This is a genomic window from Paracoccus onubensis (assembly GCF_003591515.1).
GTDB lineage: Bacteria > Pseudomonadota > Alphaproteobacteria > Rhodobacterales > Rhodobacteraceae > Paracoccus > Paracoccus onubensis.
Genome location: NZ_QZCG01000004.1, coordinates 84,737 through 98,088 on the forward strand (window position 1 = coordinate 84,737; position 13,352 = coordinate 98,088).

The 13,352-nt window shown below is 58.2% G+C and carries 13 protein-coding genes; 5 read left to right on the plus strand and 8 right to left on the minus strand.

What is annotated here, in order from left to right; translation table 11 throughout:
- Nucleotides 1–162: 162 nt before the first annotated feature.
- The 3 genes from lpdA to queA all read right to left on the minus strand — a co-directional run bounded on the left by lpdA (nt 163) and on the right by queA (nt 4,087).
- Nucleotides 163–1,554, minus strand: coding sequence for a dihydrolipoyl dehydrogenase (gene lpdA, locus D3P04_RS07015; protein ID WP_119747300.1), 1,392 nt, complete (start codon nt 1,552–1,554; stop codon nt 163–165).
- Nucleotides 1,555–1,634: 80 nt separating this feature from the next.
- Nucleotides 1,635–2,951: an MFS transporter gene (locus tag D3P04_RS07020; protein WP_119747302.1), complete on the minus strand. Its 1,317-nt coding sequence runs from the start codon at nt 2,949–2,951 to the stop codon at nt 1,635–1,637.
- 89 nt (nt 2,952–3,040) lie between these two features.
- Nucleotides 3,041–4,087, minus strand: coding sequence for a tRNA preQ1(34) S-adenosylmethionine ribosyltransferase-isomerase QueA (gene queA / locus D3P04_RS07025; protein ID WP_119747304.1), 1,047 nt, complete (start codon nt 4,085–4,087; stop codon nt 3,041–3,043).
- A 142-nt stretch (nt 4,088–4,229) separates the two neighbouring features.
- On the opposite strand from queA, the gene D3P04_RS07030 reads away from it, so the two are divergent.
- From D3P04_RS07030 to flbT, 5 genes are all read left to right on the plus strand, one after another.
- Complete coding sequence (locus D3P04_RS07030; protein WP_119747306.1) at nt 4,230–4,523, plus strand: (2Fe-2S)-binding protein; 294 nt, start codon at nt 4,230–4,232, stop codon at nt 4,521–4,523.
- Nucleotides 4,471–4,956, plus strand: coding sequence for a bacterioferritin (bfr, locus tag D3P04_RS07035; RefSeq protein ID WP_119747308.1), 486 nt, complete (start codon nt 4,471–4,473; stop codon nt 4,954–4,956). The genes D3P04_RS07030 and bfr overlap by 53 nt, the downstream gene beginning before the upstream one ends.
- A gap of 330 nt (nt 4,957–5,286) precedes the next feature.
- Nucleotides 5,287–6,213 carry a flagellin N-terminal helical domain-containing protein gene (locus tag D3P04_RS07040; protein ID WP_119747310.1) on the plus strand — a complete coding sequence of 309 codons (927 nt, stop codon included), beginning with the start codon at nt 5,287–5,289 and terminating at the stop codon, nt 6,211–6,213.
- Between the two features lie 78 nt (nt 6,214–6,291).
- On the plus strand, nt 6,292–6,657 hold the full coding sequence (gene flaF / locus D3P04_RS07045) for a flagellar biosynthesis regulator FlaF (protein ID WP_119747312.1): 366 nt from the start codon (nt 6,292–6,294) through the stop codon (nt 6,655–6,657).
- The gene (flbT, locus tag D3P04_RS07050; protein WP_119747314.1) at nt 6,654–7,088 is read left to right on the plus strand and encodes a flagellar biosynthesis repressor FlbT; all 435 of its coding nucleotides are present in this window, start codon (nt 6,654–6,656) and stop codon (nt 7,086–7,088) included. Before flaF ends, flbT begins: the two co-directional genes overlap by 4 nt.
- Nucleotides 7,089–7,201: 113 nt before the next feature.
- On the opposite strand, the gene D3P04_RS07055 is transcribed toward flbT, so the two are convergent.
- The 5 genes from D3P04_RS07055 to ftsZ all read right to left on the minus strand — a co-directional run bounded on the left by D3P04_RS07055 (nt 7,202) and on the right by ftsZ (nt 13,307).
- Nucleotides 7,202–7,456: a DUF2312 domain-containing protein gene (locus tag D3P04_RS07055; RefSeq protein ID WP_232844918.1), complete on the minus strand. Its 255-nt coding sequence runs from the start codon at nt 7,454–7,456 to the stop codon at nt 7,202–7,204.
- 374 nt (nt 7,457–7,830) lie between these two features.
- Nucleotides 7,831–9,483, minus strand: coding sequence for a DNA repair protein RecN (recN, locus tag D3P04_RS07060; RefSeq protein ID WP_119747315.1), 1,653 nt, complete (start codon nt 9,481–9,483; stop codon nt 7,831–7,833).
- Nucleotides 9,484–9,514: 31 nt separating this feature from the next.
- The gene (locus D3P04_RS07065) at nt 9,515–10,366 is read right to left on the minus strand and encodes an outer membrane protein assembly factor BamD (protein ID WP_182912763.1); all 852 of its coding nucleotides are present in this window, start codon (nt 10,364–10,366) and stop codon (nt 9,515–9,517) included.
- 187 nt (nt 10,367–10,553) lie between these two features.
- Entirely contained in the window at nt 10,554–11,486 is a 933-nt protein-coding gene (gene lpxC, locus D3P04_RS07070) for a UDP-3-O-acyl-N-acetylglucosamine deacetylase (protein ID WP_119747317.1), read from the minus strand.
- Between the two features lie 228 nt (nt 11,487–11,714).
- Entirely contained in the window at nt 11,715–13,307 is a 1,593-nt protein-coding gene (gene ftsZ / locus D3P04_RS07075; RefSeq protein ID WP_119747639.1) for a cell division protein FtsZ, read from the minus strand.
- Between the last annotated feature and the right edge of the window lie 45 nt (nt 13,308–13,352).

Genomic DNA, 13,352 nt, shown 5'->3' on the forward strand with positions numbered 1-13,352 from the left:
AGGCCGGGCGATCGCCCGGCCTTTTTCATGCGCAACTGACAGGTCACTGATGCACCCCACCCGATCCATTTCTTTTTCAGCTCAACATCCTGCGGAGGGAGTCGTCACTGAAACGACAACGGGGGCGCAAAGCCCCCGCCACGTCACCAACAGGACAAAAGCTCAGAAATGGATCGCTCTGCCATAGGCATCCAGAACGGACTCATGCATCATCTCTGACAGGGTCGGATGCGGGAAGACCGTTTCCATCAATTCGGCTTCGGTCGTCTCAAGCGTGCGGCCGATGACATAGCCCTGAATCAGTTCCGTCACCTCTGCGCCGACCATATGCGCGCCCAGAAGCTCGCCCGTCTTCGCATCGAACACCGTCTTGATCATCCCCTCCGGCTCGCCAAGCGCAATCGCCTTGCCGTTGCCTACAAAGGGAAAACGCCCGACCTTTACGTCATGCCCCGCCTCTTTCGCCTGCGCCTCGGTCATGCCAACGCTGGCAACCTGCGGATGACAATAGGTGCAACCGGCAATCGAATCAGGCTTGACCGGATGCGGATGCTGCCCGGCGATCAGTTCGGCCACCATAACGCCCTCATGACTGGCCTTATGCGCAAGCCAGGGCGCGCCGGCCACATCACCAATGGCGTACAGCCCCTCGACCCCGGTGCGGCAATATTCGTCGGTCACGACATGGCTACGGTCGATCTTGACGCCAAGCTCTTCCAGACCCAGCCCCTCGACATTACCGACGATGCCGACCGCCGAAATCACGGTATCGAATTCCTGCTTTTCGGTTTTGCCTCCCGCCTCGATATGAGCGGTCACCTTCGCGCCAGCACGGTCAAGCTTCTTGACGGAAGCCTTTTCCCTGATCTTCATGCCCTGCTTGACGAATTGTTTCTTCGCAAAGGTACTGATCTCGGCATCCTCGACCGGCAGCACACGGTCCATGACCTCGACCACGGTGGTATCCGCGCCCAGCGTGTTGAAAAAGCTGGCGAATTCGATTCCGATCGCACCCGAGCCGATCACCAGCAGCTTTTTCGGCATATGCGGCGGCTTCAGCGCGTGCTTGTAGTTCCAGACCAGTTTTCCGTCCGGCTCAAGCCCCGGCAATTCCCGCGCCCGCGCGCCCGTCGCCAGAACAATGGATTTCGTCGTCACCTCTTCGGTGCCCTTGTCAGTCTTGACGGTGATCTTTCCCTTACCGGTGATCTTCGCCTCGCCCATGATGGTCGTGACCTTGTTCTTCTTGAACAGATGCCCAATCCCGCCCGTCAGTTGCTTGGCCACACCACGAGAACGTTCAACCACCTTGTCCAGATCGAAGCCGATCTTGTCGGCACTAAGACCGAAATCCTTGGCCCGGTGCATCAGGTGAAACACTTCGGCGCTGCGCAGCAGGGCTTTGGTCGGGATACAGCCCCAGTTCAGGCAGATACCGCCCAGATGTTCGCGCTCGATACAGGCCACGTTCAGACCAAGCTGCGCGCCCCGGATCGCGGCGACATAACCGCCCGGCCCTGCGCCGATCACCACCATATCGAAATTCTGAGCCATCCGGTCCCCCGCTTACTGAAGATAGTTCAGCGTTAAACCATTATCTCATAGGCGGCAAGCGCAGCCGGGGAGGAGTTCCGTCAAACTGTATCCGAAGACTCCGCGTCATCCGGTTTCCGCTCTGCAAGTGGCTCGGCCTGTCCGTCTCCGCTTTCGTCGGAAGGGGTATCGGATTGCGCCTCGTCCAGAGCCGCCTCGACAACCAGCGCCGTGGCATTGGTGCCAATGGCGGCATAACTGCCCTGTTCGTCTGCGGTCAATGCCGGGCGCCTGGTCATCCGCCACGCCGCATAGGCGGTCACCGCAACCAGAAGGACACCCATGTAAATCCAGTATCCGTCCGGCCCCGTAACCCCCATCAGCCAACCGGTGATGATCGGACCGCCCAACGAGCCAAGCCCGTAGATAAACAAAAGCCCCGCCGAGGCTGCAGCCATATCGGATTGATCCAGATAATCGTTCGTATATGCCAGCAACATCGCATAGATCGGATGCGATACGCCGCCAAGCACCGCGCCGGCCAGAACCAGCCCCGCACCGCCCGGTTGAAGAACCACGACGAAAACTGTGGTCAACGCGCCGGTTGCGGCAAGAAGCATCACCAGTTTGCGGCGGTCATACCGATCCGACACCCATCCCAGCGGGTATTGCAGCACCAGTCCCCCAGCATATATCGCCGCCACGAAAATCGAGATCTCGGCGACCGACAGCCCAACCCTTGCGCCCCAGACCGCCGACATGCCTGCAAGCGCTGCGAATACGCCTCCCATCAGGAAGACCCCCACGCAACCAAGAGGCGACGCACGGTAAAGCCGGGAAAAGGACATCCGTTTGATCGTCTCGAACCGGGGAGCCGGTCGGGCCGACAGCAGGATCGGCGTGAAAGCCAGCGACACCAGCACCGAAGGAATGGCGAATAACAGGAACCCGGCCGGATCACCGACATTCAGCAATGCCTGCGCCGCGACGATCCCCAGAAGCTGCATGATCATATAGGCGGCCAGCGTCTTGCCGCGATTCTCATTGGTCGAGGATTCGTTCAGCCAGCTTTCCGCGGTGATATAGACACCGCAGAAGCAGAACCCGATCAGGAAGCGCAAAATCGTCCATGAAATCCAGTTCGGTCCGATGGCAAAAAGCACCAATATCGCCGAGATCATCGAGCCCAGGGCGGCAAAGACCCGCACATGGCCGACATTGTGGATGATATTGGGTACGATCAGGCTGCCCAGCAGGAAACCGCCGTAATATCCGGACATGACGACGGACATATGGAACGTGCCGATATGTTCGATCTCGCCCCGGATACCCAGCAAGGTGCCGTGCATCCCGTTACCCACCATCAGGAAGAGAACGCCCATCAACAGGGGCCATGTGCTGCGCATTACCGACGTCATGCCGACACCCGCTCCAGTAATATCGAATCGATCAGACCAAGCGATCGCCCCTAACTGCGAACGCAACGGTTTGCCAGTGGGATTCGCGCCTAGGGTAACAGAAGCGATGCGTCTCCATAACTGAAGAATCTGTATTCTTCGGAAACGGCATGCGCATAAATCTGTTTGATTTTATCGATCCCCATAAGCGCGGAAACCAGCATGAGCAGAGTCGATTTCGGCAGATGGAAATTGGTCATCAGCCCATCGCTCACCCGGAATTGATAACCGGGATAGATGAAAATCTCGGTCGAACTGGCAAAGGCCTGCATCCGGCCTTCTGGATCGGCCGCTGATTCGATCAATCGCAAGGCCGTTGTCCCGACCGGAATGACCCTTCGTCCTTCGGCCTTCGCGGCGTTGATCCGGGCGGCGGCCTGATCGCTGACCTCTCCCCATTCGGCATGCATCCGGTGCGTGGTCACATCCTCGACCTTGACGGGAAGGAAGGTGCCGGCGCCCACATGCAGGGTGACGTGAACGAACTCGACGCCACGTTCTTCCAAAGCTTTCAGCAGAGGCGTATCGAAATGCAGGCTGGCAGTTGGCGCAGCGACCGCGCCTTGCCGCCTTGCCCAGACGGTCTGGTAATCCCGGTGGTCCTGCTCATCCGGTGCGCGCAATGAGGCGATATAGGGTGGCAGCGGCATCGCCCCCACTTTGGCCAGTGCCGCATCGAAAGCGTCACCCTCGGCATCAAAGCGCAGACGCAGGCTTCCCTCGGCAATCTCGGCAACCGTTGCGGATAGCGCATCGCCGAAACTGATCACTTCTCCTTCGCGCAATTTCCGCAACGGCCTTGCCATCGCGTGCCAGCCATCGGCGGCGGGTTCCAGAAGTGTTACCTCGACTTTCGCCACCACCTCGCCTTGCCCGGTCTGACGCCGGCGCACGCCCGTCAGTCTTGCCGGAATCACCTTGGTGTCGTTCAGCACCAGCAAGTCACCCGCACGCAGGATCTGCGGCAGATCGAAGACATGCCGGTCCGCAATCCTCCCGCCTTCGGCAAGCAGCAGACGCGCCGAACTTCGCGGCCGCGCGGGACGGGTCGCAATCAGGTGTTGAGGCAGGTGAAAATCGAAATCCGACAGGTTCATATCCGGGCTTTTGCTCCGCTATGTCTGCCCGGTCAAGATAGCTGGACAAAAGCCGATAGCGGTAATGTGAAAAGCTAAGTGAAAAACTTGGTCTTTACATACCCGACAAGTTTGATAAGTGTTTCTGGTACAGGAGCCTTTCATGATCGTTTGCCACTGCACACAGATTTCGGATCACGACATCCACGCCGCTATCGACTGGATGCGCGCCTCGGATCCGCAAACGATCATCACACCGGGTAAAATCTATCACGCCCTGGGAAAACGTGCAGATTGTGGCAGTTGCATGCCGCTGTTTCTGGACACCATGCGCCACTGCGATAATCTGGGTGTCGCCCCGCCGATTTTGCGGGCAGCATCAGGCAGCATGGAGGGCCACCCAAATGAAGGGCGACGCAAAAGTCATCGAATATCTCAACGCCGCACTGCGGTCTGAATTGACGGCGGTCAGCCAGTATTGGCTGCATTATCGCCTGCAAGAAGATTGGGGTTACGGTAAGATCGCAAGCAAATCGCGTGCAGAATCAATCGAAGAAATGAACCATGCGGATCGTCTGATCCAGCGAATCATCTTTCTCGAAGGTCACCCGAATCTCCAGAAACTCGACCCGCTGCGAATCGGGCAGAGCCTCAAGGAGACGCTCGAGGCCGATCTTGCGGGGGAACATGACGCGCGCACCCTGTATATCGAAGCGCGCGATCACTGCGAGAAGGTCGGGGATTATGTCAGCAAGCAGCTGTTCGAAGATCTGATCGCCGATGAAGAGGGTCATATCGACTTCCTCGAAACCCAGCTCGAGCTTTACGGAACAATCGGGGCCGAAAATTACGGCCAGCTCAACGCCAGCCCTGCGAACGAAGCCGAATAAAACCGTTCCGGCCGGGCTCCGGGAACGGATGCAGGCGCTGGATTTATGAAATCTGCAAAACAGGTCCGGTGCTCAAGCCACCGGATCACAACGGTCGTGCCTCGCGCACGGCCGTTTTTGTTGCACGCCGCATCCCGCAGGCACTGCAATTCCGGAACTCGATAAAATTGTATTATTTCTCGGACTTATGACGCGGTTTTCTTCACGAACCGTCAACCACCCCTCGATAGAACCGATCTCGAACAGAAGTCGTGGGGATACCCAGCCCGGTCAGAAGGCCATGTTACCGAAACTCTGGCGGATAATTCGCCTTTTTACAGGATAATGTGAATGACCAGCATTCTGACCAATAACGGCGCCATCGTCGCGCTGCAAACGCTGAAAAACACCAACAAGATGTTGGGCATAACCCAGCGTGAAATCTCGACCGGCAAGCGCATCAACACCGCCGCCGACGGTTCGGCCATCTGGGCCGTCGCCAAGACGATGGAGACCGACCGCGATGCTTTCAAGACGATTCAACAGGGCCTTAATGTCGCATCAAAGGTTGTCTCGACCGCGGTTGAAAATGCCAATGGCATCGTCGATGACCTGAAAATCATCAAGGATCGCCTGACAGCTTCGTCCAATTCTGATCAGGATGTGGCAAAAAACTGGGACGAGATCAGCGAACTGATTGACGGAATCAAGGCCAAGATCGATTCGTCGCAAATTAACGGCGTGAATCTGCTGAACACGGGTGGAACCGGCGGCGATCCGGCAACACAATATACCGTTCTTGCCTCTCTTGACCGCAGCTATGGCGCAACAACTACCGGTCATACGGCGATCGTCGTCCAGTCCCAGGACTTTACTACCGCAGTCTACGACAAACTGGCGGCATGGACCAAGCCAACCACCTCCAAGGCGGCTGAAGCACTTATCAGTGGGGCCGTCGATCACGCAGTCGACGCGACCACCGGGAAGGTAACGTCAACTGTTACGGCCGATACCGATACCAGCGTCGAAGCCTTGATCGAATTCTCGATCAACGCCGCTGCGAAACTCGGCGCGAAACAACACCGCATCGAAGCGCAGGAAAAATCGGTAGGTCAGATCAAGGACAACCTGACCTCGGGCATCGGAGCATTGGTCGACAGCAACCTGGAAGAGGCCTCGGCCCGCCTGCAAGCCCTGCAGACCCAGCAGCAGCTTGGCATCCAGTCACTGTCCATCGCCAACCAGGCGCCGGGCGCGGTTCTGGCCCTGTTCCGCTAACCGGAACCCCCTCAAGAACCTCCGGGACGCATATCGGCGTCCCGGATCTCCTAACATTTCAGTCCGGGAACGACTAACGTGAGCGCGATTGCAACATCCTCATCGCATGGTTACGGCGCGCAGATTACGCGCACCCCCCGTGACACGGAATACGACGCCTTAGCCCGCGTCACCCGCCTGTTGCGAAACGCATCCGCAGATAACGATCATTTGAAGATCATCGATGCCGTGGATCACAATAATCGCCTTTGGACCATTCTGTCTTCGGATCTGCTGAGTGAGGGTAATAAACTTCCGGATAATGCCAAGGCCGGGCTGTTGTCGCTTGCCGATTTTTCGCTTCGACACGGCCGCGCTGTCATGTTTCGAAAGCTTTCCGTCGACGTTCTGATCGATATCAATATGTCAGTCATGAAAGGTTTGCGTGGCGAGGTGCAGGCATGAGCGGTCTTACTCTCAAACTGAACCCGAATGAACGCATCCTGATCAACGGCGCGGTCATCGAAAACGGCGCCCGTAGAACCAGCTTTACGATCAAGACGCCAAATACCCATATTCTACGCCTGAAAGACGCGATTCATCCGGATGATGCCAAAACTCCGGTTTCCCGAGCCTGCTATATCGCACAGCTTCTGATCGCTGGTACCACGGATCCCGATCGGGGCCGCAAGCAACTGATAATCGCCATAGAACAGCTTAGCCAGGTCTTCGACGACCGTGACAGCCGCATCCTTCTAAGCGCAGCAAGTGAGCATGCAGTTGCGAATAACGCCTATCGCGCGATGCGCAAGCTGAAGGAACTGCTGCCCAGAGAGGCGCGGCTTTTCGCCGCTCAGGATCAACACGATCCTGTAAGACGGAGCTCCGCCGGATAAGCTGCCGGATTGGTGTCGTGCGAACGCGCGACGCCGATGAGCTGCGCACTTGCCCGTCAGAGCGGTCCCACCCGGGTCGCTTTGAAAACACGGGTCCGATCGGGTAACGACGCCTAAACCATTCCCAAAGCTTCCTTATAGAGCTCCAGCACCGCTTCTTCCTCGGCCAGTTGATCCTTGTCTTTCTTTCTCAAGGAAATGATCGATTTGAGCGCCTTGGCATCGAAGCCGCGACTTTTGCTTTCTGCGAATACTTCCTTGATCTGATCGGCGATATCTTTCTTTTCCTGCTCCAGCCTTTCGATACGCTCGACGAATTGCCGCAACTCGTCCGCGGTGACCTGATAGGTTTCAGCCTGCATGTCCATTTCATCTTCCTTCACAAACCGGATCGGGTTCTTTCAGCGTTCAGCGAATTTCGAAGTTCGCATGCCGTTATTTCAAGCCATTGTTCAGAATTCAAAATGCATCGTCTCTGCATGTATTGGCGTGAACGACTGGTAACCGGGCTGCAGGAAGCTGATCACCCTCTGTTTCCCGCGCTGTTCAGTCAATTCCACGATGCACCATATTCACTGTCATCTCTTTCATCGCCAGCCCACCCGGACGGGCGGTGCCCCCTGACGAGCATCCAATAAGCACATCCGTCACGAATTTGAAGCCTGAAGCCGAAGATTTCAGTCGGTATGGGCATCCCGGCAGGGACCTGCATGCTGTTGCGCCCGGCGCATCGCCATCGATCTCATTCCGATCCGTCCAGCAAGGATCTCGCTGCCGCCTTGGCGGCATCGGTCACCTTGTCTCCTGACAGCATCCGGGCAATTTCCTGCACCCGCGCCTCGGGGTTCAACTCTGCAACGGCCGAGGTCGTGATGCCGTCTTCGACCGATTTCGAGACAAAGAAATGCCTGTCGCCCAATGCGGCCACCTGCGGGGAATGGGTTACGACCAAAACCTGCGCATCCTGTGCCAGTTTCTTCAATCGCCTTCCGACCGCATCAGCCGTCGCGCCGCCAACGCCCCGATCAATCTCATCGAAGATCAGCACAAACGCATCGTTTCCCCGTGCCAGACATACTTTCAGCGCAAGCAGAAAACGCGACAACTCGCCCCCCGAAGCAATCTTGTCCAGGGGTCCGGCAGGAGCTCCCGGATTGGTTGCCACCGTAAATGCAACATCGTCCTGACCATCGGAGCCCGGATCGCCTTGGGTAATGCCGGTCTGGAAAACGGCGCGTTCCATCTTCAGCGGTGCAAGCTCGGCCATCACCGCCTTGTCAAGGCGGACGGCAGCCTCACGACGTATCGCCGTCAAGGCATCCGCCTCGGTCTGCCATTCACGTTCCGACGCCTCGGCCTGTTTGCGCAGTTCCGTCAATGACTGCTCACCTGAAACAATCCGTTCAAGCCGTACACGAAGATCGTCGCCAAGACCTGCCAGATCGTCCGGCAGAACATCGTGCTTTCGGGCAAGAGCCCGGAGCGCAAACAGCCGTTCTTCGCTGGTTTCCAGTTCGTGGGGATCGAATTCCATTTCCGAAAGCGCGGCTTCGACGCCGGCATAAGCTTCACCCAGCTCAACCAGTGTACGCGACAGAGCAGAGATCGGGGCATCCAGCCGTCCTTCTGCCGAGTCTGCCGCCCCTTCAAGCCAGCGATTTGCGTCCAGAATTGCGGATTCGGCCCCTTCGACCCCAAGAAGTTGCAAGGCGCGGGCGACATCTTCCCGGATTCGCGCAGCGGCCTGCATGCTGCGCCGGCGCGTATCCAGTTCTGCTTCTTCGCCGGGCCGTGGGGCAAATTCGTCCAGTTCCGCAACCGCATGGCGAAGGAAATCCTCTTCCTCGCGGGCCTTGGTCAAAGCTGCCTCGGCTTCGGCCAGCCTGCGCCGGGCATCGCGCCGGGATGCCCATGCTTGCCGGACCGGCCCCTTGTCGATCCGCGCAAATGCATCCAGCAGCGCAGCATGCCCGCGTGGATTCAGCAAACCACGATCATCATGTTGACCGTGTAACTCGACCAGATATTCCGACAGCTTGCGCAATACCTCGCCAGAGCTTCGCCTGTCATTGATCCAGCCGGTCTTTCGTCCATCCGCGCCATTCACGCGGCGCAGGATCAGCTCATTTTCTTCACATTCGATTCCGGCCTCGGCCAGTATCCCCCGCGCCGGATGATCTTTCGGAAGGTCGAACACTGCTGTCACTTCGCCCTGAGCCGCACCCGTCCGAACCAGATCGGCACGTCCGCGCCAGCCCAGAACAAAGCCCAGACAATCCAGGAGGATCGACTTGCCCGCGCCGGTTTCGCCGGTCAGTACATTCAGCCCCGGCTGAAACTCCAGATCCAGCCGGTCGATCAGCAGCATGTCGCGGATGTCCAGCGATTGAAGCATGGCTTCTTTCCGGCTGCTGTGGCCTAGCAGCTCACAGCCATTTCCCTTGAACCACCTGACGATAGACATTGGTCAGCCAGCTATCCCCGCGCGCTTCGGCCGTCAGACCGCGCCCACGCAACTGACGATATGCATCCGTATAGAATGGGGAAGACTGGAAGTTATGTCCAAGAATGGCGCCTGCGGTCTGCGCTTCATCCGTCAGACCAAGCGCAAGATAGGCCTCGACCAGACGCATCAATGCCTCGGGCGTCTGTGTGGTCGTCTGATATTCCTCGACAACGACACGGAACCGGTTAACCGCCGCCGTATAATGGCCACGCTTCAGGTAATAGCGCCCGATCTCCATTTCCTTGGCAGCCAGATGGTCGAATGCGAGATCGAATTTCAGGATCGAGCTGCGGGCATATTCCGAGTCGGGATATTCCTCGATCACCTCACGCAGCGCCACCAGCGCCTGGAAGGTCAGTCCCTGGTCGCGCCCGACCTCATCGATTTGGTCGTAATAGGAAAGCGCAAGCAGGTATTTGGCATAAGCCGCATCCTGATCGCCGGGATAGGTCGCGATGAAACGTTGGGCAGCACCCCGCGCCTCTTCGTAATCACCCGCCCGGTGATACCCATAGGCCTGCATGATCAATGCCCGCTTGGCCCATTCGGAATAGGGGTAAAGCCGTTCGACCTCACTGAAATAATGAACGGCGTCTTCGGGCTTGCGATTGTTCTCAAGCTCGTATTCGCCACGTTTATAGATCTGCTCGGCAGTGAAGCGTTCCAGATTCTGCTTGTCATCATCCGAATCACGCAGAGCAGAGCACCCTGCGAGAGTCATGCCTGCCAGAACAGCAGCCATCAAGGAAGCCGAGAATTTCGAGCGCACCATCTTCACCTGCCCAACGATTCTGCTGTGCCGCCGCCCTTTAGGTCTGGCAGCCGCAACCTCCTAGCACAGAACATCAGGGGGCGCAAAATGGCAATCCTTTGAAAATCACAAAAGAATTTTCCGGTGAAAAATGGCCCTGTCGCTGATAGGGCCATTTGGGGTCGAAACATGCATAAAGACCCGTGCATCACCGCACGAGAAGCTCGCCCTCGGCCGCATAGCGATAGTTGGCGACGCCGGCGCCCGGCAGGCGTTCTTCAAGCGAAGGTGAGCAGATTTCCCACGTCCACGCGGTCGGATCGGCGAATAATTCACGCAGCAGGCGGTTGGTCATCGCATGACCTGCCCGATGCCCGGTATAACGCGCCAGAAGCGGAGCACCGGCAAGCGCCAGATCGCCCATCGCATCAAGCATCTTGTGCCGCACGGCCTCATCCCGATGGCGCAATCCGCCCGGCGACAGCACCTGCGCGCCGTCGACAACCACCGCGTTCAGATAGGTACCGCCCAAAGCCAGCCCGCTTTTGCGCATCGCATCCACATCCGACTGCCGGCAGAAGGTCCGGCTATCCGCCAATTCGCGCAGGAATGCGCCATTGGCCATATCCAGGCGCTTTTCCTGATGGCCGATTGCCTCGTCCACGAAATCGATACCGAACTCGATCTCAAGATGATCGGCAGGGCGCAGTCTCGCAAAGCTCTCGCCGTCGCGCACCTCGACAGGGCGCAAGACGCGAATCGCACGCAGCGGCTCGGCATGCATCTCGATACCCGTACGCAGGATACCGGCAACGAAAGGCGCAGCGGATCCGTCCAGAATCGGCACCTCGGGCCCGTCGACTTCGATCAGGGCGTTATGGATACCCGTACCCGCCAGCGCCGCCATGATATGTTCAACCGTGGAAAGCGTCTGACCTTGCCCGTTATCAAGCAAGGTGCACAGTTTCGACGGAGTCACGAAATCCCATCTTGCAGGGATATCAACCGACGGCTTCAGATCGATCCGGCGAAACACGATGCCATGACCAGCCGGTGCGGGACGAATCTCCAGACGAGCCGGGGCACCCGAGTGCAAGCCGACTCCTTCAAAGATCACATTCGTTTTTAGCGTTGCCTGCATGGTCCAGCCTGCCTTTGTTCTTTTCCGGAAACAGAGTTCTTCCGGTAGCTATCCAGCTAAGACGAGCCACACAGAGGTTCAATTAACGAATTATGAACGTTTGTAACATTCGCAGCCGCTTTGAAGATATCAACACACATACCCCCTATAGACATCTGATTAAGAACAAAAAAAGAGCCGCTGACTGCGGCTCTTCCCGAATCATTATCGGTTAAATTTGTGATACGCTCAATTTGCCTGACGGCGCAGGAAAGCAGGAATCTCGACATTGTCCTCGGCATGATCGGGACTGGCGAGGTCATCGAAATCCGTTTCCTGCTGGCGGTTGCGGGCCGCCACACGCTCGTTGACACGCTCTGCGATCGAGGATGCCGCAGGTTTCGTCTGTCCGCCCTGATCCTGATGTCCGGCCATTCTTTCAAGCATCCGGCCCAGACCGCTCATCCGGCTTTGAATGCCCTTGGAATCGGTTTCAGGCTGTTGCGGCTTGCGTTCCTTGCGCTCGGCCATGGGCGCGCCCTGCTGCTCGACCGCTCTGCGCAGCCGCTCCTGCACTTCTGGCCGGGGCTGGCCTGCCGGGCGGCTGGGAGCAACGAAATCATCGGGGTTGTCGTCGATATGAACCGCAGCCGTACGGGCCGGCGCACGGCCCTGCCAAGCCGGAGGCGGAAGGTCGTCATCAATGGCCTGCTTCGCGGCGAGTTCAGTTTTTTCGCTGACAGCCGCCGGAATACGGCGTGGCGGCACGGCCAGATCGGCATCCGCCTCTGCATTCGCTTCGCGCATGACGGGCGGGTTCTGGGTCAATGGCTCGGCCATGCTGCGACGAGGCGCAGGCACATCTTCGATGGCGGCAGACGCGTCGATACCGGTCGCCACGACCGATACGCGAAGCGATCCTTCCATATCCGGATCCAGCGTCGAACCGACGATGATATTCGCGTTGCCATCCACCTTGTCGCGGATGACATTGGCGGCCTCGTCCAGTTCGAACAGGGTCATGTCATAGCCGCCGGTGATATTGATCAGAACGCCCTTGGCGCCATTCAGGCTGATCTCGTCCAGAAGCGGGTTGGCAATGGCGCGCTCCGCGGCCTCTTGCGCCCGATTCTCGCCCGCAGCCTCGCCGGTTCCCATCATCGCCTTGCCCATTTCATCCATGACGGCGCGAACATCGGCGAAATCAAGGTTGATCAGGCCCGGACGAACCATCAGGTCCGTCACGCCCTTGACGCCCTGATACAGAACATCGTCTGCCATGGCGAAGGCTTCGGTAAAGGTGGTCTTTTCATTCGCCAGCCGGAACAGGTTCTGGTTGGGAATGATGATCAGCGTATCGACGACCTTCTGAAGCGATTCGACGCCTTCTTCGGCCTGACGCATCCGCTTCGTTCCCTCGAACTGGAACGGCTTCGTCACGACGCCGACGGTCAGGATGCCCATCTCGCGCGCGGCCTGCGCGATGATCGGCGCAGCCCCGGTGCCGGTGCCGCCGCCCATCCCGGCTGTGATGAAGCACATATGGGCGCCCATCAGATGATCGACGATATCCTCGATCGTTTCTTCAGCAGCCTTCGCGCCGATGATGGGTTTGGCGCCTGCGCCAAGACCCTCGGTCACTTTCGGCCCCATCTGCACGCGGCTGGTCGCCCGGGACTGGGCAAGCGCCTGAGCGTCGGTATTCGCAACCACGAACTCGACCCCGTCGAGTTGCTTCTCGATCATGTTGTTGACCGCGTTGCCGCCCGCACCACCAACACCGAAAACGGTGATGCGAGGCTTCAGCTCTTGTTCGTCGTTCATCATCAGATTGAGGTTCATGGTTTCCGCCTGTCTGTCGCTGATCATCGCGGGTGTGATTCACCC